This is a genomic window from Blautia sp. RTP21359st1_E11_RTP21359_211015 (assembly GCF_040910705.1).
GTDB classification, from domain to species: domain Bacteria; phylum Bacillota; class Clostridia; order Lachnospirales; family Lachnospiraceae; genus Blautia_A; species Blautia_A fusiformis.
Genome location: NZ_JBDGAB010000024.1, coordinates 1 through 25390, shown reverse-complemented (window position 1 = coordinate 25390; position 25390 = coordinate 1). Strand labels below are relative to the sequence as shown.

Annotated in this window: 19 protein-coding genes and 2 pseudogenes; 5 read left to right on the top strand and 16 right to left on the bottom strand. The window is 44.6% G+C overall.

The features are described 5' to 3' along the window. Positions 1-32: 32 nt before the first annotated feature. The 3 genes from AB5026_RS09945 to AB5026_RS09935 form a co-directional block, all read right to left on the bottom strand. Complete coding sequence (locus AB5026_RS09945) at positions 33-854, bottom strand: carbohydrate ABC transporter permease (protein WP_092068387.1); 822 nt, start codon at positions 852-854, stop codon at positions 33-35. Further along, positions 854-1735, bottom strand: coding sequence for a carbohydrate ABC transporter permease (locus AB5026_RS09940; protein ID WP_226843038.1), 882 nt, complete (start codon positions 1733-1735; stop codon positions 854-856). Before AB5026_RS09940 ends, AB5026_RS09945 begins: the two co-directional genes overlap by 1 nt. 84 nt (positions 1736-1819) lie before the next feature. Next, positions 1820-3145 (bottom strand): ABC transporter substrate-binding protein, encoded by a 1326-nt coding sequence (locus AB5026_RS09935; RefSeq protein ID WP_015527223.1) that lies wholly within the window; start codon positions 3143-3145, stop codon positions 1820-1822. 285 nt (positions 3146-3430) lie between these two features. On the opposite strand from AB5026_RS09935, the gene AB5026_RS09930 reads away from it, so the two are divergent. Beyond that, the gene (locus AB5026_RS09930; protein ID WP_368213246.1) at positions 3431-5233 is read left to right on the top strand and encodes a sensor histidine kinase; all 1803 of its coding nucleotides are present in this window, start codon (positions 3431-3433) and stop codon (positions 5231-5233) included. Between the two features lie 4 nt (positions 5234-5237). Next, entirely contained in the window at positions 5238-6005 is a 768-nt protein-coding gene (locus AB5026_RS09925; protein WP_092068395.1) for a response regulator, read from the top strand. 98 nt (positions 6006-6103) lie between these two features. Here the strand turns inward: AB5026_RS09925 and AB5026_RS09920 are convergent, their stop codons facing one another. From AB5026_RS09920 to AB5026_RS09860, 13 genes and pseudogenes are all read right to left on the bottom strand, one after another. Next, a complete protein-coding gene (locus tag AB5026_RS09920; protein ID WP_368213245.1) occupies positions 6104-8206 on the bottom strand; it encodes a UvrD-helicase domain-containing protein in 2103 nt (700 codons plus the stop codon). A gap of 5 nt (positions 8207-8211) precedes the next feature. After that, on the bottom strand, positions 8212-8532 hold the full coding sequence (locus AB5026_RS09915; RefSeq protein ID WP_015527228.1) for a putative heavy metal-binding protein: 321 nt from the start codon (positions 8530-8532) through the stop codon (positions 8212-8214). Positions 8533-8688: 156 nt separating this feature from the next. After that, positions 8689-11058, bottom strand: coding sequence for a TIM-barrel domain-containing protein (locus AB5026_RS09910; RefSeq protein WP_368213244.1), 2370 nt, complete (start codon positions 11056-11058; stop codon positions 8689-8691). Positions 11059-11230: 172 nt separating this feature from the next. Next, positions 11231-12100: an AraC family transcriptional regulator gene (locus AB5026_RS09905; RefSeq protein WP_092068404.1), complete on the bottom strand. Its 870-nt coding sequence runs from the start codon at positions 12098-12100 to the stop codon at positions 11231-11233. A 104-nt stretch (positions 12101-12204) separates the two neighbouring features. Continuing rightward, the gene (locus AB5026_RS09900) at positions 12205-12498 is read right to left on the bottom strand and encodes a hypothetical protein (protein WP_110103239.1); all 294 of its coding nucleotides are present in this window, start codon (positions 12496-12498) and stop codon (positions 12205-12207) included. Positions 12499-12622: 124 nt separating this feature from the next. Next, complete coding sequence (locus AB5026_RS09895) at positions 12623-13774, bottom strand: aminotransferase class V-fold PLP-dependent enzyme (protein WP_368213242.1); 1152 nt, start codon at positions 13772-13774, stop codon at positions 12623-12625. A 4-nt stretch (positions 13775-13778) separates the two neighbouring features. Further along, on the bottom strand, positions 13779-15146 hold the full coding sequence (locus AB5026_RS09890) for a hypothetical protein (RefSeq protein ID WP_092068733.1): 1368 nt from the start codon (positions 15144-15146) through the stop codon (positions 13779-13781). Between the two features lie 397 nt (positions 15147-15543). Further along, a complete protein-coding gene (locus AB5026_RS09885) occupies positions 15544-17376 on the bottom strand; it encodes an ABC transporter ATP-binding protein (protein ID WP_368213240.1) in 1833 nt (610 codons plus the stop codon). After that, positions 17373-19535, bottom strand: a complete 2163-nt coding sequence (locus AB5026_RS09880) for an ABC transporter ATP-binding protein (RefSeq protein WP_110103242.1) — start codon at positions 19533-19535, stop codon at positions 17373-17375. The genes AB5026_RS09885 and AB5026_RS09880 overlap by 4 nt, the downstream gene beginning before the upstream one ends. Next, positions 19528-20046 (bottom strand): MarR family winged helix-turn-helix transcriptional regulator, encoded by a 519-nt coding sequence (locus AB5026_RS09875; RefSeq protein ID WP_021651325.1) that lies wholly within the window; start codon positions 20044-20046, stop codon positions 19528-19530. The genes AB5026_RS09880 and AB5026_RS09875 overlap by 8 nt, the downstream gene beginning before the upstream one ends. A gap of 304 nt (positions 20047-20350) precedes the next feature. Continuing rightward, positions 20351-20524, bottom strand: coding sequence for a DUF4250 domain-containing protein (locus tag AB5026_RS09870; RefSeq protein ID WP_368213237.1), 174 nt, complete (start codon positions 20522-20524; stop codon positions 20351-20353). Positions 20525-20811: 287 nt separating this feature from the next. After that, on the bottom strand, positions 20812-23394 hold the full coding sequence (clpB, locus tag AB5026_RS09865; RefSeq protein WP_173739304.1) for an ATP-dependent chaperone ClpB: 2583 nt from the start codon (positions 23392-23394) through the stop codon (positions 20812-20814). A 463-nt stretch (positions 23395-23857) separates the two neighbouring features. Next, positions 23858-24070, bottom strand: a pseudogene (locus tag AB5026_RS09860) (ABC transporter ATP-binding protein); the annotation flags it as partial. Here AB5026_RS09860 and AB5026_RS09855 point away from each other — a divergent pair. From AB5026_RS09855 to AB5026_RS09845, 3 genes and pseudogenes are all read left to right on the top strand, one after another. Next, a pseudogene (locus tag AB5026_RS09855) lies at positions 24068-24677 on the top strand (hypothetical protein); the annotation flags it as partial. The pseudogenes AB5026_RS09860 and AB5026_RS09855 overlap by 3 nt on opposite strands. 6 nt (positions 24678-24683) lie before the next feature. After that, entirely contained in the window at positions 24684-24890 is a 207-nt protein-coding gene (locus AB5026_RS09850; RefSeq protein ID WP_215638335.1) for a transposon-transfer assisting family protein, read from the top strand. A 312-nt stretch (positions 24891-25202) separates the two neighbouring features. Continuing rightward, positions 25203-25390, top strand: a 188-nt coding sequence (locus AB5026_RS09845; RefSeq protein ID WP_368213255.1) for an ATP-binding cassette domain-containing protein, incomplete at its 3' end; no start/stop codon positions are given.

The following is a 25390-nucleotide window of genomic DNA, read 5'->3' as shown; positions in this document are numbered from 1 at the left end:
GTGCTTTTTTATAATTCTTATAATATTTTTCTTTATTCTTTTACCGCACCGGATGTCATACCACCTACGATGTATTTCTGGCCGATCATGTAAACAATAATAACCGGGATACAGGTAAGTACGATATCAGCAAAAATATAGTTCCAGTAACTCTTGTTCTTTCCGAAGAACTGATATACAGCCATTGTCATCGGGAAGAGACGGCTCTTGCTTGACAGATACAAAGGTGTGAGGAAATCACTCCATACTGTCATGAACTGAAGGATAAAACATGTTACCATAGTTGGTTTCAGAAGCGGCATGATGATCTTGAAGAACAGGCTTAACGGGCCTGCGCCGTCGATAACAGCAGCCTCGTCCAGCTCAACCGGGACAGAGATTACGAAGTTACGGATGGTAAATACACAGAACGGAATCATTGCACTGGTAAATACCATGATAATGCCAACTCTTGTATCGTTCAGGTGCAGTGTACTGAGTACACGTACCAATGTTACATAGTTGACCGGGAAGAACAGTCCGCAAAGTACAAAGTAATACAGGAATACATTCAATTTTGTTCTCTTACGGCACATAACAAATGCAGCCATGGAGCAAAGTACAACACCAAGTGTTGTAGCGATCAGCGCATATGCAAAACTGTTCAGGAATCCCTGGATCAGGCTTCCTTTTTCAATAACCTCAGAGTAGTTGGAAAATACCCACTCTGTAGGAAGTGCCAGACTCATTCTGGCTGCCTCTGCTTTTGTCTTAAAAGAGTTGATCAATACCATATAAAATGGAAGCACTACACATAAGCAAAGCAGGATACATACAACATGTTTTAATAAATTCTGAATTCTTTTTTTTGCCATTACTGCTGTACCTCCTGTTTACTCAATGTCTTAACAATAAATACACCTATGATCGCTGTAATTACAAGAAGAACAGTATTCAATGCAGAAGACATTCCATACTGGCCTCTGGAATAGAGCTGGAATGCATAAGTTGTAAGAACCTCTGTTGCATGTCCAGGGCCACCGTTTGTAAGTACATAAACAATATCGAATACTTTCAGACCATATGTAATACCAAATACAAGGTTGATCATGATAGCACCACTCAGCATCGGAAGTGTTACATACCGAAGTCTCTGCCAGAAGTTTGCACCATCGATCTGCGCAGCCTCATAATAAGATTTCGGAATCGTATTCAGACCTGCAAGAAAGATAGTCATAACATAACCAATACCTCGCCATGCATCTACACCATAGATGGATTTCCATACAATAGCCAGATCAGACAGCCATTTCTGTTTGAAAATTCCAAGATGGAATGCATCAAGAAGTGTGTTTAAAAGTCCGTTATTATAATTCAGGATGGATTTAAATACAAGACCAATGATTACAAAAGGCAGAATAGACGGCAGGTAGAGCAATGTTCTGTAAAGCCCTTTGCCTTTAAGTCCCTCCTGAAGCATAATCGCGATCAGAAGAGCCGGGATCAGCTTAACGATGTTGGAAATGATAGTAAACTTCAATGTATTGCCAATACCGCTCAGATAAGACTTATCTGATGTAAAAATCTCAGCAAAATTCTGCAGTCCCACAAAATGAGTACCATTAAGAACACTTCTGGAGTTCCAGTCTGTAAAGGAGTAACCAACACCCATTACACTGGGAAGCAGGAAAAAAATGATATATAATGCCAACGGCAGTATCAGAAACCACTGTGGATAGATTCTCTTCTTATTCACAGAAAGCACCTCCTGTTTTAAGTTAAAACAGAGCCGGCAAATACCGGCTCTGCCTTCGGGTCAACTAGTTTTAAGTTCTGTTATTTATTTCCAGTTCTCGTCGCCTACAGTTTTTGCTGCCTCAGCACGGTTGGTATCCATGTTCTTAAGAACATCGTTTGCTTCCATCTCGCCCTGGCAGAATGCAACCATATCCTGACCAAACTGTGTCCAGTAATCGTTTGTATATTTTGTACCTGTCTGAAGTGTTACAACAGCCTTCTTGTCATCCGGAACTGTTTTAAGGAACTCCTGCTCCTCCGGCAGCCAGTGCTGCTCAAGCTTGTCATCGTTAACGTCAAGGTTTGTGTATGCCGGAGAGTTGTCAAGAATTTCCTGAAGGCTCTCTGTTGTTGTAACGAAGTTGAAAAACTCTTTTACAAGATCCTCATGCTCTGTTCCCTTGTAACCAAACATTGTCGGGCCGGAGTTGCTGCTTGGATACCAGGTATTGTCGCCAAGTGGCTCAAGGAACATTCCAAACTCATCAGATGTGCCTGTGTCTTCCTGGATCTGTTTGATGAAACTGGAATTTGCAAGTGCCATTGCACAGTTTCTGTCACCAAATTCGTTGGACATGTTTGTACTGTCTGTTCCGATCCAGTCTTCTCCGAAGTATCCTGCATCAGAGAGTTCTTTGAACTCATTCAGAACTTCAAGCATCTTCTCGTTATCTGCAAATGTTGCTTTGTTTTCATTTAATTCGTCATATAGACCAGGTGTTGCTTCTTCATAAACGCCGCCGATCTGGAAAAATGCCAGCTGATGCTGCCATCCATCTGCACCAGGCATGAACCAAGGTGTGATTCCTGCATCCTGGATCTTACCGCAGAGTTCTTTCAGCTCATCATATGTTGTCGGTACTTCCCAGCCGTTCTCTTCGAACAGTGTCTTGTTGTAAACCATTACATACTCCGGAGATGCGTTCCAGATCTGAAGTCCGTACAGTTTGTCATTGTATACGCAGGACTCTTTTCTTGTCTCCGGCATAACATTCTCCCAGGAAGCTCCTGTAAAGTCGATGCAGTATTTCTCAGGATCAACGATGGTAGATTCAATTGCAAACGGGTTGGACTGGATCCAGAAGATATCTGCACAGGAATCTGTAGCAAGTTTGGACTGAAGAAGATCTGAATACTGATCAGCCGGAATCGTCTGAAGGTCTACGGTAACATCGTAGGTATCCTCAAAACGTTTAATTGTCTCATCGTAACGATTGTCCATCCATCCTGCTGAAACCAGGATGCTGAGCTCCTCGCCTGCGAAATCGCTCTTCTCATCCGCTGCAGATACGTTCACTGCAAGTCCTGTCGTCATGGAAGCGATCATTGCTGCTGCACAGGCTACTGCCAGAAATCTCTTTCTTTTCATTAATGTTTCCTCCTTTTTTTGAACTGATTTTTCGTTCTCTCTTGATGATATTAGTTTATCATCTGATCATTTTAAAAGCCATGGATATTCCTGCCCTGTATTTGTACTTTTTTCACAGTTCATTATACTTTTTTCATATTTTCCGTAACTATACACAAGTTTCTATTGACATTTTCAAGCACTATTTCAGAATTACATTTTTACGGTTTGTACTTTTTTTACAAATGTGCTATACTTTTAGCCAATGTTTTGCACGACCATTTCACACACAGGGGGCTTACCAATATGAAAACACGCAGTCTGCAGTCCAAACTTTTTATCGCCTATCTTGGCATGGCCTGCCTGATCCTTTTTTCTTTTGCCATATTCTTTTATGTTTTTGCATCCGGGCAGCTGAAGAAAAGCCAGATCAGTGCCATGAGCACCTTAAATTCCACATTTCAGTCCCAGGTAGACTCTGCAATCCAGAATCTTGACACTGTATCTGTAAACATCAATTACAGCAACATGTCGAAATCCGTTCTCGACCAGAAATTTGACCTTAATATTTCCGATGAAATGCTTTCTGCCATGTCCGATCTTTTTATCTCCTTAAGCGGCACCGAATTGAAAGCTGATCAGGTAAATCTTTATGATTTCTCCGGATATGTGCTCCAGGCCGGCCTTTCCACCATGGTCAAAAAAAGCGACGACTCTCATAATGAATGGATCCAGAAAGCCCGTGAAGCCAACGGAAAAAAAGTCCTGACAGCTCCTTACAGCACTTACGTCTATTCCAAATCTGCCCGTTATCCCCAGTGGTTCATCTCCCTGTACCGCTCCTTCACCAACCAGTACGGCCGTGGTGTCGGCGTGATTGAAACCGCCAAACAATGTAAATCCATCTTTAAGAGCATCATTTCCTATGAGAAAAAAAATCACGGAAACGCTGCCAGTGTCTATGTTTTCAATGATTCCGGCGATCTTATCTATCCTTATGATATCACAGCCGACGATGCCAATGATATTTCAAAATATTACAAACTTACTGATTCTGACCAGGATACCCTTACCGTACAGAGTCCCGTCACAGATCAGAAAGAATACGTCTCCAGACTGAATTCCGCATATACAGGCTACACTTATCTGACTATCCAGCCGGAATCTGTGATCCTTGCCCCTGTATACAAAATGCTGAAGATCCTTCTGGCTGTTGTTGCTGCTTTTCTTGCCGCAGCAGTAATCGTTTCCTACAGGCTTTCCCGCTCTGTAGTAAAACCGGTGAAACACCTGAAGCACATTATCCAACGTATGGAACTGGACACTCTCGGCCAGGAAAAAGTCACTTCCTATCCGGTTTCCGTCAATGAACTGGAAGAACTGTATCAGGCATTCCAGCTGATGAGCGATAACCTAAAAGATTCCATGACTCAGCTTAACGAAGCCAAGGAGCAAGAAATGAAAGCACGCAGCATGGCTTTGCAGAGTCAGATTAATCCTCATTTTTATTACAACTCTCTTTCCAGCATTATGGTGCTTGCAGAAAACGGAGATACGGATACCGTGGAAAAAATGTGCCGCAATCTTTCCAGGATCATGCGTTATATTACCAATACTGCTGAAACAACTGTAACACTCCGCGAAGAGCTTGATTATGTCCAGAAATATCTCTACTGCATGAAGGTCCGCTACCAGTCCAGTCTGAATTATTCCATTGATGTGGATGAATCTCTTCTGGATCAGCCGGTTCCGAAGCTGATCATCCAGCCTATTGTGGAAAACGCTATCAAATATGGTTCTGACTGCGAACCGCCATGGACTATCACAATCAGCAGTACAATAAACCAAAACAGCTGGCAGATCGATGTTACAGACACCGGACCGGGATTCACTGAAAAAGCCAAGAAAAAAATAAATTCAGATATCATGAATGCCATTCGAAATCCCGGCATGCCTGCTTTGAAGATCAACGGTCTTGGCACTGTCAATGTATTTCTCCGCTGGAAACTCTTCTGCAAAGATGACATCATTTTCAGGTATGGAAATACAGCGGACGGCCACGGAATTGTTTCTATTGGACGGTATTTTCAGACAGATGCGGAGGACTAATACTATGAACTATACTGTTATTGTGGCAGAAGATGAAGAACTTCTTCTGAATAATCTGGTACATAAGATTGAAAAAGCAGATCCTGATTTTCAGGTGATCGGCACAGCACAGACAGGTGCACAGGCCCTCTCGCTGGTGGAACAGATGAGCCCGGATGTGGTATTTACGGATATCAAGATGCCCGTCATGGACGGAATCACCCTGCTCACCAGGATCCGTGATCAGTTTCCCTTTACGAAATTTGTGATCACCAGCGGATTTTCTGATTTTGAATACGCAAAAAAAGCCATCACGCTGAAGGTTTCTGATTACCTTCTGAAGCCTGTAGATCCGGACGAACTCCAAAATGTTCTCCTTAAGATCAAACAGGAACTTCAGATCAAACGTGATGACTACGAAACCGTATTCGCCCCAGGTGCTTCCTGCATGTCACCGGGACAGATTGCAGAGCTTCTCAAGAACTTCATGGTACAGAATTATGCAGAGGATATCAACCTGAACCTGATTGCAGGAACCATGAACTACAGTCCCAGCTACCTGACCAAAATCTTCTGTCAGGTCTATGACTGCACCCCTACCAAATATCTGATCAATCTCCGGATGAGCCATGCACAGAAGCTGCTGATCCATGAGCCTTCCCTTTCTGTAAAACAGATCGGTGAAATGTGCGGCTATCACGACCAGGGATATTTCAGCAGGATCTTTAAGAAACATACAGGGAAAAGCCCTCTGGAATATAAAGATGAGGGAGAGCGCCAGCAGATCAGTTAATAAATTTTCCAGGTATATATAAACAAAAAAGTCATTTCACGACGTCCGGTTATGCTCTGTTCCCAAAGCATCCGGCTTCTGAAATGACTTTTTATATTTTATTTCACAACTTCATACATATACAATTCATGAAGAGCTCTCGTCGCCGCAATATATCTCGCCCGCTCCACGATCGGACTTCGGTCTTCCCCAGGAAATACAGAAAATACTTGATCAAACTCCAGCCCCTTTGCCATGTAGAATGTTGTGACAGTCAGGCCTTTTTGGAAGTTTGTGCTGTCTCTGTGAAGAAGGGACAAACGCTCCTTGGTATCAAAGCCTTCTGCTTCCAGCTTCTCCTTCAGAATGTAGTAAGTTTCCCTTGCTTCATCTGCAGTTCTTGCGATCACTGCTGCTGTTTCATATGAAATAATATCTTCAACACCTTCATCTGCATTCTCAGCTATGACTGCCTGCTTCGCAAGCCGCAGCTCTCTCACTACGCTCTCCAGTGCCTCCTCAAGCCCCGGAAATTCTTTTTCCACAACAGGTTTTCCATGACGTTCAAAAAGCTCCACTTCCGTAATTCCCGCCAGTTTATTGGCATAAGACGCAATCTCAACAGTATTACGGTAGCTCTTGTTCATCACGATCCTGCGTATATCTTTTCCAAAGATCTTAGGCAGAAATGTCAGCACATCCTGTTGCTCGCCGTCCATAGTCTGTTCTCTGTCCCCAAGAATAGTCATCCTGCATTTAAAGAGTCTCTGAATGATCAGATACTGGATCATGGAATAATCCTGCATCTCATCCACGATCAGATGGCGCACACCGGAATCCTCCTGCTGAGTTTCCAGCCGATATTTCAGATACAAAACCGGATACACATCCTCATAGCGCAGCTTTCTTTTTTCATACTGAACCTGTGGAAGAGAAGGAAAACCTTCCTGTCTCAGGAAACGGTTGTACAGCACATAGAGATCTCTTGTCTCATACATCCTGTAGAAACGGCTCTTCACAGCCTCCCTTTCCTCATCCGGAAGATCGAATCCCTTAAGAGTCTCCACCTCATCAATGAAATATTCTGCTACTGCATCCATTCTGGAAAGCAGCGGGATATCCATGAATTTAAAGTAAAAAAGCTCTATGATCTCCTGCTCTTTTTTGACCACGCCTCTGTGTTCCACATCACGGAAGTTCATAAGGCTGTCCTCAAGCTCCACCAGATATCCTTCCATACGATCCAGAAAATCCCGTGACAGTTTCTCTTTCAGAAGCTTTTCATCGCATAATCCTGCAATCTGACGCTCGATCAGATCATATCTGTCTTCACAGTCAGAAACAACATTTTTCAGTCTCTTGTATGCAAAAAGGTCAAAGCTCATCTCCCGGATATTCTCCTCGCCAAGCTCCGGCAGGATATGGGAAATATAGTCCGAGAACACCCCATTCGGTGAAAGCACCAGCACAGAAGAAGATTTCAGATTTTTCCTGTCATGATACAGGAGATAAGCGATCCTGTGCAGGGCAATGGAAGTCTTTCCGCTTCCTGCTGCTCCCTGGATCACCATGATACGATCCGAAGTGTTTCGGATGATCGCATTCTGCTCCTTCTGGATCGTGCGGATAATATTCTTCAGCTGTACATCACCGTTGCTTCCAAGCTCTGCCTTCAGGATCTCATCGTCGATCTTCACATCACTCTCAAACTCATAGATCATTTTTCCACCGCGGATCTTGTACTGCCACTTGGCAGCAATATCCCCGTGGATCTCGCCAAGCGGAGCCTGGTAGGAAGCCGGTCCCTTGTCAAAATCATAGAACAGTCCGGACACAGGTGCTCTCCAGTCATAGATCAACGGAAGTCCGCCGTTCTCCTCAGCCAGGTTCGCAATTCCGATATAAAATATCTCCGGCTCATCTTCTCCTTCATAGCAGAAATCCACCCTTCCGAAAAACGGTGAATCCATCATCTTCCTGAATCTCCGACGCAGTTCGATCTTCTCATTGCTGGCATTGATCTCATGGAGAAGTGCCTGCTGGTTATCAAAATTCTCATATCCGTACTGGTCCATCTCTGTATAGTTTTCCCAGTAGTACTCATGCATACCTTCGATTTCTTTCTGCCCGACCTCTATGGATTCATCCAGCTGTGCGATCCTGTGCTTCAATGTCTCTGTCACATGTGAAAGGTATTCACGTCCGTTTTTTACCGCTGCCATAAGCCTTAATCCACCACTACAGCAGTTCCACTTGCTGTTACCATCAGCATTCCATTATCTGCACCAAGCACTTCGTAGTCAATATCCACACCGATCACTGCATTAGCTCCCATTGCACCTGCACGCTGCTCCAGCTCTGCCAGGGCTTCTCCTCTGGCTTTCTGAAGTTCTTCCTCATAACCAGCGCTTCTGCCGCCAAAGAAATTCCGAAGACCTGCTCCAAGATCTTTCATGAAATTTACTCCTGTGATCACTTCTCCGAATGCGATTCCTTTATATTCACGGATTGCTCTTCCCTCTACAGATGGCGTTGTTGTTATGATCATGGTAAAATCCTCCCGTTTCTGTTGTTTTTTCTCAGGCATAAAAATGCCTTATTACAGAATTATACCCGAAAGCCGTCACGATGTATAGAGTAAAAAAAGGCTGCCCAAAGAGATGCCAGGCACCTTTTCAGACAGTCTTTCCTTATTATCGCTTATTTATTTTACAACTTCAGTCACATAGGAAACTTCTTCCATTCCCGGATAACTTCCCTGACGCCCGCCAACAGTCAGAGTTCCTGTTTTATCATCCCAGGTAAGCTCTGTTGTTGCATAAGCACCGTTTTCAAAATTGTAGTTATTTCCCTCATCCTCATAAATAGTGAACTTGCAGTCTTCACCTGGATATACCATAAGTTTCACCGACTCCTCAGGTTTCTGGGAAGCATATACAAGTCCCTCTGTAACAGGAAGGATACTTCCTGCTTTTACAAAGATCGGCATCCGGTCGATCGGAGCATCTACGGTTACGTACTGGCCGCCTTCATACTCCTTGTTTGTCCAGTAATCGTACCATTTCGTACCTGCCGGGAGATAGCATTTCCATGTTTTCTCTCTATGGAGCTCAGTACTCTCCGGTCCGTAATACATCGGCTCTGTAACAGCACAGATCAGAAGGGACGGTCCGAACATAAACTCATTCTCAACCTTGCGTGCTTCTTTATCCTCCGGGAAGTCAAAGAGAAGGCTTCTCATAATCGTATAATCATTAAAATGTACATCACCTGCAAGGGAATAAATATACGGCATCAGATGATAACGGAGCTTGATAAACTTCTCGATGGCATCATAGAACATGGTTCCTTTTTCACCAAAGTTCCAGATTTCTCTTGGTGTATCAGTTCCATGGGAACGGAACATCGGAAGGAAGGTTCCCATCTCCAGCCATCTTGTATACAGCTCACAGTATCCTTTATCCTTCACACCTTCGTTATATTTGCCCTGCCAGAACCATTTCGGCTCCGGATCTGTGTTGCAGCCGCATCCACGGTTCTGCCACTTATCAGCAACTGTAAAGAAAGCGCCGATATCCAGTGTCCAGTATGGATATCCACTCAGTCCCATATTCAGGCCTTCCACGATCTGTGTCTTAAGATTATCCCAGGATGCACAGGTATCGCCTGACCACAGCATTGCAGAATATTTCTGGCCGGAAGCATAGCCGGAACGTGTCAGGTTAAGAACTCGTTTCTCTTCTGTAGTTTTTCTCTGATTCTCATAAATTCCCTTTGCATGCATCAGTGCAAAAGCATTGGCAACAGCAGGATCCAGATATTTCTTGTGCTCACCGCCGACAAGCTCATATCTTTCCCATGGCTCTCTCTTTGCTGCACCACTCCAGTCAGGACCGGAAAACGGTTCTGTGGAATCGCACCACCAGGAATCAAAGCCCTGGTCAAAAAGTCCTTCCTGTGCCTGTTTCCAGTACATTTCTCTCGCTTCTTCATTAAAAGCATCATAAGTCGCATAATCATAAAGAAGATGACCAGTCTTAAAAAACTCTGTATGGTTCTTGCCGCCTGCATTCATATTCGGCCATACGGAAACCATGGTATGGGCATTCAGTTTGTGGATTTCCTCCGCACATTCTTTCATATCTCCGTAACGCTTCTGATCCAGGATCTTCTCGCCCCAGTTTCCAGGATTCCAGGTATTCCAGTCCTGTACCACACAGTCAAGCGGAACCCCAATCTCACGGTAGTGGCGAACAATCTCAAGAAGCTCTTTTGCCGTGTAATACTGCTCTTTGGACTGTACATAGCCATAAGCCCATTTCGGCAGCATCTGCGCCTTGCCTGTAAGATAACGGTAATCATGGATGATCTCATCCATAGTATGACCGCCCATAAAATAATAATCGATCTGATCTACAGTATCCAGAAACAGATAGGAATCTTTCAGATCATCATTAAAAGTCATAAGTGAACAGCAGTCAACAAGAATTCCATATCCTTCTGTGGAAACCAGAACAGGCATCGGGATACGCATGTTATGCTGATATAAGTACTGGCAGTGACCTCTGTAATTGTAAATACCTTCCTCTGCCTGGCCAAGCCCATGGATTTCCTCATCCTCTTTCCATGTGAAGAACAGTTTTCCACGATATGCTGTTCTTACTTTCTCAGCTTTCAGATTCTGGATAAAATTCCTCTCACCGTCAACTGTCTTTACACGGTTGATGATCGGCTCCTCATCGCCTGTATTATAGTGGATCACATCTGTTTCAGTCAGTTCCGGTTTCTTCTGGGAAAGCCACTTGCTTCCGTCTGCATGCTTCCAGATGATATCACCGGATGCAGTGTTGATCTCTGCACAAACTTTCACAGTTTTCACAATGATACTTCCTGCATTTTCCTCTGCTGAAAAATCAACCTCAGGATATTCTTTTTTCTCAATGATCAGGGAGTCCTGTGCCTCTTTGATCTCTTTTCCGGAAACGATCATGCGGATGATCTCCTCTGTCACCGGAACCACCCGGTATGTCAGCTTTCCTGCTTCAAACTGTACATAGCTATCTGTTTTAACCATAATTTCCCTTCTCCTTATCTGTCCGGTAAATCAGACATTAATATTCCGTTTCTGATATCGGAGCCTTTCTAATAAAAAAGCTCCGATATCAGGACAAAATTTCTTACTTTTATCCTAACATCGAAGCCTGATTTCCGTCTATGACTTATCCGCTCATGAATTTTAACTATTTTTACTGTTTCTTCTGCTTCTCATCTTTCGGCGGTTTCCCCACGTGTTTTTTGTAAAGTCTGTAAAAATTGGAAATATTATTAAATCCGCATTCCATGGCGATTTCCGTAACATTTTTATCTGTTTCCCGAAGAAGCTCACGCGCATGGTTGATCCTCATCCTTGTGACATAATCGCTGAAACTGATATTTGTCACCTTACGGAAATAAGAAGAAAAATAGTTGGAACTCATATATACGGAAGAAGCAACTTCTTCCAGAGTGATCTTCTCACAGTAATGATCATCTATGTAATTAAAAGCCTGCTCAAGACGCTTCATTGCATTTTTCTTCTCACGGAGCATTTCCCCTGACTTGCTCTCATCCTGATAAGCCCGGATCAGCATGGTAAGGATGCGAAGTACATTCGCCTTGATCATCAGCGGATAGCCTTCTTTTTTCTGCTGCCATTCGTGATAGATCTCCCAGATACTGGAACGGATCTCTCCGCTTACCTCTTCTTCCCTGCCGATACGGTTCTTAAAATTACTTCCTCTCTCAACAAAAGGCTTCAGATATTCCGTATCAAAAATACTCAGCTTTTCGGCCACGAATTCCGGTGAAAAGATCATCACAAGAAGCTTCATGTCTCCACCGATCAGCTTCCATCCATGAGGCTCCACATTATTGAAGATGATGATGTCATCTTCTTCCATTGTATATTCCTGCCCGTTTACAAAATAATTTCCCTTGCCCCCCAACACACAGGTGATCTCGAAATAGCTGTGCCAGTGATAACTTCCAGGCCGACTGTTCTCCGGTGTCAGTTCCACCTCTGAAATCTGAAAAGGAAATTCTTTGTCAAGGGGTATGTTGTCTCTCTCTAATCGCAAATTCTGCCTCCTGTAAACGCAGACACTGTCATCGCATCAGCTGTTTCCGGCAGGACCGGCAGCCTTTCCAGTGTCTTCTTACGCTCACAATATTATAGCAGATATTATTTTTCCATGCAATCTGTGATAGTTCGTTCTAACTCTTCCAGCTGATCTTCGTGCTTCCCATGGACAGCAATGCGGAAATAATCATTACCCTGAATTCCTTTTATCATATAGTAATCGCTGTCAATCTTAAAAAACGGCTGTTTCAGCATATCAAGATATGTGAATCCACCCAATGGTCTCAGCTTCAGAATGAATTCCCGCTCTACCGGTTCATCCAGAAGATAATCCCAGGCAAACCAGCCGGATTCTGCACATTTTTCCCTGGAAGGCTGTTTTCCTATTATTTTCATAATCGTGTATTCCCCTTTCCTTTACAGGCAGATTTCCCGTGGATCTGCTGTCTGCCCTATATGACTGATTCCTGTGATCGTTCTTCGTAATACATCCGTATAAATTTGCTCTGTAACTTGCCTGCTAAATATTCCGTGCCACAGATGCTGCTATTTCCTTCGCAGCTCCTAAAAATTCCTTTATATCCTTCTCCTCCGTAAACCACGAAACACTTACTCTCACAGTTCCGCCCTCTTCTGTTCCCATTGCCTTATGGATCAATGGCGAACAGTGAAGCCCTGAACGGACAATGATCCCATATCCGCTTTCCAGAATATACGCGGCATCCGAAGCTTTCAGTCCCTGAAAATTCAGGCTCATCACAGGTCCTCTGCATACGTCATGGTTTCCGTAGCTCCTTACACCCTCTATCTGTTCCAGACCACAATAAAGCATTTCCATCAGACGAGCTTCTTTTTCCATAATTGCCGCAAGTCCTGTCTGCTCAATAAACTCCGCCCCAGCCAGAAGTCCTGTGATTCCCGGCATGTTCTGAGTTCCTACCTCATACTCATAATCTTTGTTCTCGTAGGTAAGCTGTGCGCTGTTTCTTCCGGTTCCCCCATATTTCAGAGGCTTCAGCTCAATTCCGCTCCTGACATAAAATCCGCCGGTTCCCTGAATTCCCATCAGACTTTTGTGGCCTGTAAAAATAAGCGCATCTGCTTCCCATTTATCTGCATCAACAGGGATACAGCCAGCACTCTGCGACACATCCACGATCAGGATCAGTCCATGTCTCTTTACAAATTCCCGGATCATCTCCATATCCTGCACACAGCCTGTCACGTTGGAACAGTGGTTCACGATCAGCACACGGCTGTCCGGTCGTACTGCTGTTTCCAGGGCTTCTTCCGTCACTGTCCCGTTTATCGTACACTTCACTGCCAGCACCGGATGTTCTCTCAGCTGTTCCAGATTATATACCGGACGTAGCACACTGTTATGCTCTGTCTGCGTTATCAGGATGCTACTGCCTTTTTCACCGTAGTCCAGCCCCCCAAGGACTGTATTCATGCTTTCTGTTGCCCCTGATGTAAAAAATATTCTCTCTGTTTCCCTGATTCCAAGGAGCTGTCCCAGTTTTTCCCGGCAAAGTACTTCCACATCTTTTTTCATGATCGAGCTGCCGCCCCGGAACTGCGAAGCAGGCGTGCCGCTAAGGCACGCCTGCACAGCTTCCAAAACAGCAGGGGGCTTCGGCCAGGAAGTTGCCCCGTTGTTCAGATATATCATCCAATCATCCTTCCAGAATATTGAAGTTCATAATTTTTGCAATCTTCTTGATCATCTTTGTGTAATCACCGAAGATCAGCACCTGATGATGTCCGAATCCTGCAAGATTGTGCATGAATTCTCTTGCATCGTCCATCTGGATGTAGTAGAACGGACTGCAGTATGTATCTGCATATTCAGAACGGATAACCTTGCCTTTCTTGATGCACATGGTATCGCCTGCCGGATTGAAACGTCCAAGTGTGATATAATCATCATCGTTCTCTGTGAAGTCAACCTGCAGTTTTCCACCGAATCCCTGGCCTGTGAATGCCCAGAGTTTGTATGCCAGCGGTTTTGTTCCATAACCGTTCATCTGAAGAGCCGGTACTGCATGGTGGATGCGGAGAAGCTCGTCTGTCTCGTGGTTCGGGTTACCCATGAATGCCGGACGTTTTCCGGCATACTGCATGATCAGCATGGCCATCAATGCGTTAAGGTCTTCCTCACATCCGCTTGGAATTCCCTCGTCTTTCATGATGGAATGACACATACATGGTGTGAATTTACGGTTCTGCGGGATTTCTGTTGTACAGAGCTCATGACATGCGGTTGAGAAAGCGTTGCAGTCATAAATATCCATCATCTTTTTGGCAGCCAGATAATATTTCACGTCATTGATAAACCAGTCTGTGTTTACCTGTGTATCAGTAGATCCAGCAATGATCTTATCTGCAATCGGCTTTGCTTCCTCATCTGTGATCTCATCCATATATTTGAAAATGGATGTAAATGGAAGCTTCACCACTTCAACTCCGTAACGCTGACGAAGGATCTCCGGATCGCGGATCAGACTCTGAATTCCGAATGTAGGCTGAGATCCTGCTGTCAGTACAAGCGCCCTTGTATTGCGAACTGCTTTTCTTACCCAGAGAATATGCATGATCTCATTCACATCCTGAAGATCCATACATACATATGCCTCTACTCCGATGGAACGGCAGTATGCTGCAAAATCAATTCCTTCGTTTCCGTTCTGCCAGATAACGACCGGCTTTCCGAAACGCTCAAGCTTAGGAATTCTCCATCCCATGCAGAGGAAGCAATCGATCTCATCAACATCCTCTCCGATTTTTGCAAAAAGGTCTTTATCTACAACAAAAGACTCATTATAGCGGACATCCACAGGCTCCGTGAATTCTACCTCATCAATAACCCCTTGTAATCCCTTAACTGAATTTTTGAATGCCTCATCAGCTGCTTTTGTCTCAGCTTCAACAGTCATATCCTCTTTATGTCCGGCACGACATGGTCCCTCCCAGAAATGTGTATGTGTCAGACATCCAACCAACGGTTTTACTACAAGTTTCATATCCATTGCTTTCTGTTTCATAATAAAAATACCTCTCTTCTCTTTAACATTCCGCATTTTCCAGTTTGTAGTTTTTCCACACACTCGATATATCCTATTATACTGTATGAAGCATGGAATTCCTCTTTATTCTTCCGAACAGACTGTACTTTCTTACGATTTTGTGCTATTTTCATATAATTTATATTATTATTCCCATCATTTTTATATGAATTATACAATATTTATTCACCACATTAACCTGAAAAAAATCCGCAAAAAAAAGCACCGGAAACGTGGCCGATCCGTTTTTCGGATGGAAGTACATTTCCGGTGCTGTAATCCTGCCCAATACTCAGGTTATCTTATGCCTGTGCCTCTTTCAGCAAAGCAGACATTCGGAATCCGCTTCGCTACTTCCTCATGAACAAAAACAGGATTATGCCTGTTTTTGTTCAAACTGACTGTTATACAGATCCGCATAGAAGCCCTTCCGTGCCAGCAGCTCTTCATGATCTCCCTGCTCAATGATATCTCCGTCCTTCATCACCAGGATCAGATCTGCATCCTTAATGGTAGAAAGTCTGTGGGCGATAACAAAGCTGGTTCTGCCCTTCATCAGGTTATCCATAGCCTTCTGGATCTGCATTTCTGTTCTTGTATCAACGGAAGATGTGGCCTCATCCAGAATCAGGATCTTATTGTCTGCCAGAATTGCTCTTGCAATGGTAAGCAACTGCTTCTGCCCCTGAGAAACATTACTGGTCTCCTCATCCAGGACCATCTGATAGCCGCCGGGCTGCTGCATGATAAAGTTGTGGATATGGGCCGCTTTTGCTGCTGCGATCACCTCTTCATCCGTTGCGTCCAGTCTTCCGTAGCGGATATTTTCCATAATGGTTCCGGAAAACAGCCAAGTGTCCTGCAACACCATTCCGAACATCTCACGGAGATTGCTGCGGTTGAAGTTCCGGATATCATGTCCGTCAACCTTGATGCTTCCGCCATTTACATCATAAAAACGCATCAGCAGCTTTACGATCGTCGTTTTTCCTGCACCTGTAGGTCCTACAATGGCGATCTTCTGACCGTCATGCACATCTGCGGAAAAATCATTTACAATGATCTTATCCGGATTATAACCGAATCTCACATGCTCAAACTGTACATTTCCTTCCAGTCCCTCAATGGAATCCGGGTTCTCCGGCTGAAGTTCTTCCTCCGGCTCCTCAAGAAATTCAAATACCCGCTCAGAAGCTGCCGCCGAGGACTGCAGAAGGTTTGTAACCTGGGCGATCTGCTGGATCGGCTGTGTAAAGTTACGGATATACTGGAAGAAGGACTGGATATCTCCAACCTCGATAGTTCCTTTGATGGCAAAAATCCCTCCGAGAAGTGCCACCATCACATATCCCAGATTTCCCACAAACTGCATGATCGGCATCATCATTCCGGAAAAGAACTGTGACTTCCATGCAGACTCATAAAGCTTCTGGTTGTCATGCTCAAATTCCTTCAGCGCATCCTGCTCTTTGTTGAATACTCTTACCACATCATGGCCGCCGAAATTTTCCTCAACCTGACCATTTACTTTTCCCAGATACTCCTGCTGTGCCTGGAAATATTTCTGGGAGTGTTTCATTACTTTATTAATGATAAGCATGGAAACCGGCAGGATCAGCACTGCTGCCAGTGTCATCCACACGTTGATGGAAAGCATCATGATAAATACACCGATCAGTGTTGTTACGGATGTGATCAGCTGTGTCATGCTCTGGTTGATGCTCATCTGCAGGGTATCCACATCATTTGTCACCCTGGAAAGGATCTCACCGTTTGTTCTGCTCTCGAAATAATTCATTGGCAGACGGTTGATCTTCTTTGAAATATCCTTTCGGAGATTGTATGTAACATCATTGGAGATCCCCGTCATGACAAATCCCTGGATCAGGGAAAAGCATGCACTTGCCACATACAGTCCCAAAGTCCACAGAAGGATCATTCCGATCTTACCGAAATCAATACCGCCTGTACCGTTTACCTTAGCAACCAGACCATTGAACAGCTCTGTGGTAGCTTTTCCAAGTATCTTCGGGCCTGCAATATTAAACGCTGTACCTGCCACTGCAAAGATAAACATCAGGATAAAACGAAATTTATATCTGCCCATATAGCCAAAGAGCTTTTTCATGGAGTCTTTGAAGTCCTTGGCCTTCTCTGTTGGCTGCATTCCGTGTCCGCCCATCGGACCTCTTCTTCTCTGCTGACTCATGCCAATTCCTCCTCTGATAACTGACTCATGGCAATCTGGCGATATACCTCGCAGGACTTCATCAGCTCCTTATGGCTTCCGATCCCTGCCATATGTCCATCGTCCAGTACAAGGATCTTATCTGCATTTAAGATCGTACTGATACGCTGTGCCACGATAATGGTTGTTGCTTCTTTTGTATGTTCTTTCAGCGCTTTTCGAAGTGTGCTGTCTGTTTTGAAATCCAGTGCGGAAAAGCTGTCATCAAAGATAAAGATCTCCGGATCTTTTGCGATAGCTCTGGCAATGGAAAGCCTCTGCTTCTGTCCACCGGAAACATTGCTTCCTCCCTGTGCGATCGGAGTCTTATATCGCTCCGGCTTGGTGTCGATAAACTCCGTAGCCTGTGCAACCTCTGCTGCTTTTTTCACTGCATCTTCCGAAATCTCTGTCTTTCCGTAACGGATATTGGAATCAATGGTTCCTGAGAAAAGTACACCCTTCTGCGGAACATAACCGATCCTGTCACGGACATCCTTCTGTGTCATTTTCCGGACATCCACGCCATCCACTTTCACAGATCCTTCTGTTGCATCATAGAAACGCGGGATCAGATTGATCAGTGTACTCTTACCGCTTCCTGTACTTCCGATGATCGCTACTGTCTCACCTTTTTCTGCCTTGAAGGAAATGTCTGTGATAACATTCTCTCCTGCCTCCGGATATGCGAAGCTTACATGATCAAATTCTACAGTCCCCTTCACATCCTGGGAAGGCTGTACCGGATCCTCCGGATCCTGGACACTGACTTCTGTCTCAAGCACCTCGTTGATACGGCGTGCAGATACATTTGCTCTCGGCAGCATGATAGACATTGCTGTGATCATCAAAAATGACATGATGATCTGCATTGCATACTGGATAAACGCCATAACATCACCAACCTGCATGCTTCCGCTGTCTACTGCATAAGAACCGCTGTAGATGGTCAGTACGGAAACTGCGTTCATGATCAGCATCATCACCGGCATCATAAATGTCATACAACGGTTTACAAAGAGGTTTGTCTTCGTCAGAGTGATATTTGCATCCTCAAAACGCTCCTCCTCGTGTTTCTCCCGGCTGAATGCACGGATAACCGGAATACCGGTAAGGATTTCTCTTGTTACCAGGTTCAGCTTATCTACCATGGTCTGCAGGGCTGTAAATTTCGGCATTGCGATCCTGAACAGCATTGCCATAAATGCCATGATCAGTACAATGGCCACCCCAAGGATCCATGTCATGGAGGAATCTCTCTGAAGCACGCGGATCACACCACCGATTCCAAGGATCGGCGCGTAAAGCACGATACGGAACATCATAGCCATTACCTGCTGGATCTGCTGGATATCGTTCGTGCATCGTGTAATCAGGGATGCTGTTGAAAACTTATGGTACTCTCTGCTGGAAAAACCTATGACTTTGTTATAAACCAGCCCACGGAGATCATGTCCCATAGATGCAGCAACTCTGGATGAAAGAAATACCACACATACTGCAGCCATCATGGTGACCAGTGCCATCAGCACCATGCGGATACCTGTTGCTTTCATGTAATCCATCTGTATGGCATCCACATCTTCACCCATAGCTTCATATTCTGCACGAACATAGGAAACACCTGCCTGTGTGATGATGGATTCCTGCATCTTGTCGATCTTTTCTCCGACCTGGTCCTTCATAGCAGCCAAAGCCTCTGCCGGCATCTGAGAAAGAGCCGCCAGTGGATCCGTCCCTTCCGGGATTCCCATTTTTGCAAGAGCTGCCTTTGATTCCTCACTGTCGGACGTCAGAGTAGAAACGATCACCATCGGTTTGCCGAAGATATCGTTGAGTTCTTCTCTGTCTTCTTTGGAGATTTTATCCTTTAATACCAGATCATCTCCCTCTTCCTCATAAAATCCATCCACAGTTTTCGCATCATCCTCTTCCATAAACAGCTTCAGACTGTCCATAGACGTCTTTCTGATCTTCTCAGGAACACTGTCTTCAATACCGTTCTGCTGAATTCCCACATTAATGATATTTGATGTGTAATTCGGCAGAGACAGATCACAGTATGCCTGAAGAAAAAGAAGCGCAATGATGAGTACGATGTAACCTGCAGATCGTTTCAGATATTTCATCAGTTTAATCACGTTTCTGTTCCTTCCTTTCTGTCATTTCATCCGGATGAAGCTTTTCTATGGCTTCCTCCGGCTGGATCTTTTCGATATTTACAAGGATCTGCTCCAGAAATCTCCGAAGCAGGCACTGTTCCGCCTCACTGAAGCCTTCCATCATCACAGCCTCATTTTTATGGATCCGTTCCAGTGCTTTTGCCTTGATTTCCTTTCCCTTTTCTGTCATGTAGATCCTGGTCACACGCTGGTCCTTTTCATCCGGTTTCTTATAAAGAAAGCCTGCTTTCTCCAGTCTCTGTATCGATACATTTACCGTAGGCGGCTTGATATGCAGGATCTTTGCAATTTCCCGCTGACTCAGGCCATCCCTTCCGGACACAAGCCCCAGAACCGGTATCTGTCCCGGATAAATCCCAAGCTCCTGCATCTGACCAAAGCATTTCGTCATAAAATAACGGTCTACCTTCATAAACAGAGATAAAAAGCTGCTCTGCCTTTCTTTCTCATCTTCCTCCTTACAAAACACGCTGTCACTCCTCTCTCATCCGATCAGACACCTGCTCTTTGTTAATGATATACGAAGCAGTGATCTTCTTTTTTAATTAGTCGGCTAACTATATATAATATACATCTGCACAAAAAATGCAACTGGTTTTTGTGAATTTTACACTTTTTTAAGATTTACAGCTTCTTTAATTTCCACCTGAAATCTATTAATTAATTTGTCAAGCTAATTTATTTTCTGCTGTTTTTCCTATTTTTTTCGCAAAAAAAAATACCCGCTTCGTTTTTTTATTCGAAACGGGTACTTCTTTCTGTTCCTGATTTTCTTATACAAACTGATTCACAGTCGGATCATAAGCATAATCGATCATGTCAAGCTTATCCTCCAGTTCTTTCCGGTTAAGTCCTCTGTCCTCACAGAAGGCATCCAGGGATCTGTAAAAATCCCGCAGCTGTGTATTTACGTAACTTAAAAGCATTACCGGGTCCTTTGGTATCATAATCTGTTTCCATCCTTTTATCTGATATTTATCCAATATCCCAGATGCTGCTGGATAGCTGTCTGATCTGAAATATCAGATTTACTATCTTACCAATTTTATTTTTTGTCAAGAGCCAGTAAAAAATTTTTCAGGATTTTTTATTTCTTCAGTATCTGATAAAAATATTCCATTCCTTGTCCCCAAAAAAGAACTGCCTGGTTCCGATTTTCATCCTGAAATGGATTTCTATCAAAACCGACAGTTCTTTTCCTTGTCAATCTATCATAACTTTATGGAGTTATTTTTTACTTCGTGCTGACGGTAAACGCTCCGTCCTTCACATCCAGCACAATGGTATCTCCGGCATGTACATCACCGGAAAGGATCTTCTTGGCTGTCAGTGTCTCCACATAATTCTGGAGATAACGCTTCAGAGGACGTGCACCGTAAACCGGATCATAACCGTTATCCACTACCATCTGTTTGGCAGCATCTGTAAGCTCCAGAGAAAGCTCTTGGTCAGCCAGACGGTCGCTGAGCTCTTTGACCATAAGATCTACGATCTTACCTACATTATCCTTGGTCAGCGGCTTGAACATGATAATCTCATCCAGACGGTTCAGGAACTCCGGACGGAAGTGACCACGAAGATCATTCATAACCTGTTCCTGTGCGTCCGGTTTGATATCTCCCTTCTCGTCGATACCGTCAAGAAGGTACGGAGAACCAATGTTGGAAGTCATGATCAGGATCGTATTCTTAAAATCAACCGTACGTCCCTGTGAATCCGTGATACGTCCATCGTCCAGTACCTGCAGAAGTACATTGAATACATCCGGGTGAGCCTTCTCGATCTCATCAAAAAGAACAACACTGTACGGTTTTCTTCGAACGGCCTCTGTCAGCTGTCCGCCTTCCTCATATCCGACATATCCTGGAGGCGCTCCGATCAGACGGGACACGGAATATTTCTCCATGTACTCACTCATATCGATACGGACCATATTCTGCTCATCGTCAAACAGTGTGGCAGCCAGAGTCTTGGCAAGCTCTGTTTTACCAACACCGGTTGGTCCGAGGAACAGGAATGAACCGATTGGCTTTGTGGGATCCTTGATTCCGGCTTTGGAACGAAGGATCGCATCTGTTACAAGACGAACACCCTCATCCTGTCCTACTACACGTTTGTGCAGCTCATCCTCAAGGCCCAGCAGCTTGGTTCTCTCACCTTCTGTCAGCTTGGTTACCGGAATACCGGTCCATCTGGAAATGATACGTGCAATCTCATCATCTGTGACAGCCTCATGTACCAGGCTTCTGTCACTCTCCTTAACCTGCTTCTCCTCAATCTCCAGCTGCTGCTGAAGCTTCGGCAGCTCGCCATACTGCAACTCTGCTGCTTTCTCCAGATCGTAATTCTGTTTTGCTTTCTGGATCTGTTTATTGATATCCTCGATCTGCTCACGTAATTTCTGAAGCTTCTCTACGGAATGCTTCTCATTATCCCACTGAGCTTTCTGGGTATTAAAAGTATCTCTCAGCTCTGCAAGTTCTTTCTGCAGATCAGCCAGACGCTCTTTACTTAAGTTGTCAGTTTCTTTTTTCAGGGCAGACTCTTCAATCTCCAGCTGCATGATCTTACGTCTCTGCTCATCCAGCTCTGTCGGCATGGAATCCAGCTCCGTCTTGATCAGCGCACAGGCTTCATCAACAAGGTCGATGGCCTTATCCGGGAGAAAACGGTCTGTAATGTATCTGTGTGAAAGTGTGGCAGCTGCAACCAATGCACTGTCTGTGATCTTAACACCGTGGAATACCTCATATCGTTCCTTCAGGCCACGGAGAATGGAAATGGTATCTTCCACTGTCGGCTCATTTACCATAACCGGCTGGAAACGACGGGCAAGTGCAGCATCCTTCTCAATGTACTGTCGGTACTCATCCAGAGTTGTTGCACCGATACAGTGCAACTCACCTCTGGCAAGCATAGGCTTCAGCATGTTTCCTGCATCCATGGCGCCGTCTGTCTTACCTGCACCCACGATCAGATGAAGCTCATCGATAAACAGAATGATCTGTCCTTCGCTCTTCTTCACTTCCTCAAGTACCGCTTTCAGACGTTCCTCAAACTCACCACGATACTTGGCACCTGCAACCAGCGCACCCATATCCAGGGCAAAAATCTTCTTATTCTTAAGACCTTCCGGTACATCTCCTGCCACAATACGCTGTGCCAGTCCCTCGATGGCTGCTGTTTTACCAACGCCAGGCTCACCGATGAGAACCGGGTTGTTCTTGGTCTTACGGGAAAGGATACGAATAATATTCCGGATCTCCATATCACGTCCGATCACCGGATCAAGTTTCTGGTTCTTCGCCTTCTCCACAAGATCCTCACCGTATTTATTCAAAGTATCATAGGTTGCCTCCGGGTTGTCACTGACAACTCTCTGGTTTCCCCTGACTGTAGATAATGCCTGAAGAAAACGCTCTCTGGTGATTCCGAATTCATTGAATAGCTTCTTCATGCTCGGGCTTGGATTCTTCAGCATGGAAAGAAACAGATGCTCAACCGATACATACTCATCTCCCATAGCCTTCGCTTCGTCCTCTGCACTGACCAGTGCCTTGTTCAGATACTGACCAAAGTGAAGCTGTCCACCGGAAACCTTAACTTTGGCATCCAATGCTTTCTTTACTGTGTCAATAAAATATTCCTTCTGGATTTCCATCTTCTCGATCAGCTTGAGGATCAGGCTGTCCTCCTGTGTCAGCAAGGCATACAGAAGGTGTTCCTCTTCGATCTCCTGATTGCCATATTCATAAGCAATCTTTTCAAGATCCTGGACAGCCTGTACGGATTTCTGTGTAAATTTACTGATATTCATAGGCTTTCCTCCTATTCTATGAAAAGCATTTCCAATATTCGCATACCGGAAATGCTGTGCTTTTTTCTTGTTCTAGGAGAACTATAACACCATTTATTAGCACTGTCAAGAGGTGAGTGCTAATTTTTGTGTTATTTTTTTGCAACTGTAAAATGAAAAACTAATTTCTACATTTAGCCCTTTATGTTCTTTTGTTGGAAGGTGTTTCTTTACGAGCTCAAGTTTCAACTCCTTACTATACTGTTTCCTAGACATAAAAATATGCTCCTCATATGATAGATTTTTGGATATTTCCATTGTCTACCATATGGGGAGCATATCAATCCAACGGTTTTCAGTGCTTTTTTCATATTACTTTATTGAATATCCCTCACTCTGCCTATATAAGTGAAACTTAGCGAAACTTAAATTAAATCTCTTTCAGACAATTCAATTTGGATATTCACCAACTGTGGATTATTTCTCAGTGCACCAGTTTCCAACTTACCGCCTGCTGCCTTGCATCCACAAATCTCTTATAAATACCTTCCTGTTTCATTAATTGCTCATATGTTCCATGCTGTGCAATTCTTCCTTTTTCAACAACCACAATCTGGTCTGCATGTCTGACTGTTTTTAATCTGTGGGCAATCATAATAATCGTTTTTTCCTTTGTAAGTGCATCTACTGCATCCATGCGGTGGAGTTGACCGGCACACAGGGCGGCACCATCCGGGGTAATCTCTATGAGCTGGACTATCAGCAGCATTTCCGGCACGTCGTTGAAGCCTCCCAGCCGGTGAGCGTGAACCGGCTCTTTTATGAGCATGGAACCCGTGACATCCCGGATGGCCAGTATTTTGACGGAAGCCCTGACCGGGTGTTGGGAAATTTCCTGCGGTATGAGGCCCAGCCCCGGCGACTTCAAAGCCCACGTTACGGCTTTGCATGACAGCCGGATTGAAACCGAGGCCCGGCGCATCGTGGATAAGCTGAAAAATCTGTCCGCGCCCAACAGCCCCAACAAGACACATTTTATGGTGGAGATCTCACCGCACTTTGACGCACTGGCTTCCACCAAGGACAATGACCGGCTCTTTGCCATGCTGCCCTATAAGTCCCTGTGCTTTACCAGCATAAAAAACCGACACGGGGTATATGCCATGATTAACAAAGATGAGCGCCGTGATGTGAGTATTCGCAAGCCCCGGCCATCTATCCGCAAGCAGCTTGCCGACAGCAAACAGGCCACCAGCCCGAAAAAGGCGGCGGCCAGAACCAAGAAAAATGAATTGGAGGTATGAGGAATGATGCACTTTACCGTGGAAGAAGAAAATTTGATCTGTGTGTACCACAACGCAGACCGACGCAGGACGATAGGCAAGATCACCGCAGCCATGCCGGGTATGGACGGGGATATGTGGACGCTGGCCCAGCAGACCCTTTCCAAGCTGAAACGTATGACGGATTCTGACTATGACAGCCAGAAATTCTATTTCACAGACGAGAACGAATAAATAACAGCAGACGCCGGGCGCGGCGGCCATGTGGCCGCTTGCGTCCGGCGTCTTTTCTTTTTGCCTGTTCCTACGCATTTAGAACCCAGTATTGGCGGGGATAGGATAAAACACTCACATACCCCGCCGACTATGCGGGAAAAACCTTGAAATATAGGGCTTTTTAAGGCCCTAAATGCGTAGGTTGGTGCTTTGTTGCGATATGCTCCACGGTTACGGTATATTGTTCATATTCTGTTTTCGGGAATCTTTATGAAATCTTCAAAATTGCCCGGTATGCTATCCGTAGAATCAAAGAAAGGACTTGATTATATGGATATGATTTTGAAAACGACTGACCTCTGCAAAAATTTCAAGGGGCAAATGGCGGTAAACAATGTGTCACTGAACATCCGGCGCAACTCGGTTTATGGTCTGCTGGGACCGAATGGGGCTGGCAAATCCACGATCTTAAAAATGCTCACCGGCATTTTGCGCCCCACATCGGGAAGCATCGAGTT

Excerpts from the sequence above, each read along its gene's own strand:
- clpB (WP_173739304.1), bottom strand. The coding sequence starts at position 23,394 with ATGAATATCAGTAAATTTACACAGAAATCCGTACAGGCTGTCCAGGAT.
- AB5026_RS09890 (WP_092068733.1), bottom strand. The coding sequence starts at position 15,146 with ATGAAACAGAAAGCAATGGATATGAAACTTGTAGTAAAACCGTTGGTT.
- AB5026_RS09895 (WP_368213242.1), bottom strand. The coding sequence starts at position 13,774 with ATGATATATCTGAACAACGGGGCAACTTCCTGGCCGAAGCCCCCTGCT.
- AB5026_RS09920 (WP_368213245.1), bottom strand. The coding sequence starts at position 8,206 with ATGGCAGCGGTAAAAAACGGACGTGAATACCTTTCACATGTGACAGAG.
- AB5026_RS09915 (WP_015527228.1), bottom strand. The coding sequence starts at position 8,532 with ATGATCATAACAACAACGCCATCTGTAGAGGGAAGAGCAATCCGTGAA.
- AB5026_RS09925 (WP_092068395.1), top strand. The coding sequence starts at position 5,238 with ATGAACTATACTGTTATTGTGGCAGAAGATGAAGAACTTCTTCTGAAT.
- AB5026_RS09910 (WP_368213244.1), bottom strand. The coding sequence starts at position 11,058 with ATGGTTAAAACAGATAGCTATGTACAGTTTGAAGCAGGAAAGCTGACA.
- AB5026_RS09885 (WP_368213240.1), bottom strand. The coding sequence starts at position 17,376 with ATGAGTCAGCAGAGAAGAAGAGGTCCGATGGGCGGACACGGAATGCAG.
- AB5026_RS09900 (WP_110103239.1), bottom strand. The coding sequence starts at position 12,498 with ATGAAAATAATAGGAAAACAGCCTTCCAGGGAAAAATGTGCAGAATCC.
- AB5026_RS09945 (WP_092068387.1), bottom strand. The coding sequence starts at position 854 with ATGGCAAAAAAAAGAATTCAGAATTTATTAAAACATGTTGTATGTATC.
- AB5026_RS09850 (WP_215638335.1), top strand. The coding sequence starts at position 24,684 with ATGCACTTTACCGTGGAAGAAGAAAATTTGATCTGTGTGTACCACAAC.
- AB5026_RS09930 (WP_368213246.1), top strand. The coding sequence starts at position 3,431 with ATGAAAACACGCAGTCTGCAGTCCAAACTTTTTATCGCCTATCTTGGC.
- AB5026_RS09935 (WP_015527223.1), bottom strand. The coding sequence starts at position 3,145 with ATGAAAAGAAAGAGATTTCTGGCAGTAGCCTGTGCAGCAGCAATGATC.
- AB5026_RS09870 (WP_368213237.1), bottom strand. The coding sequence starts at position 20,524 with ATGATACCAAAGGACCCGGTAATGCTTTTAAGTTACGTAAATACACAG.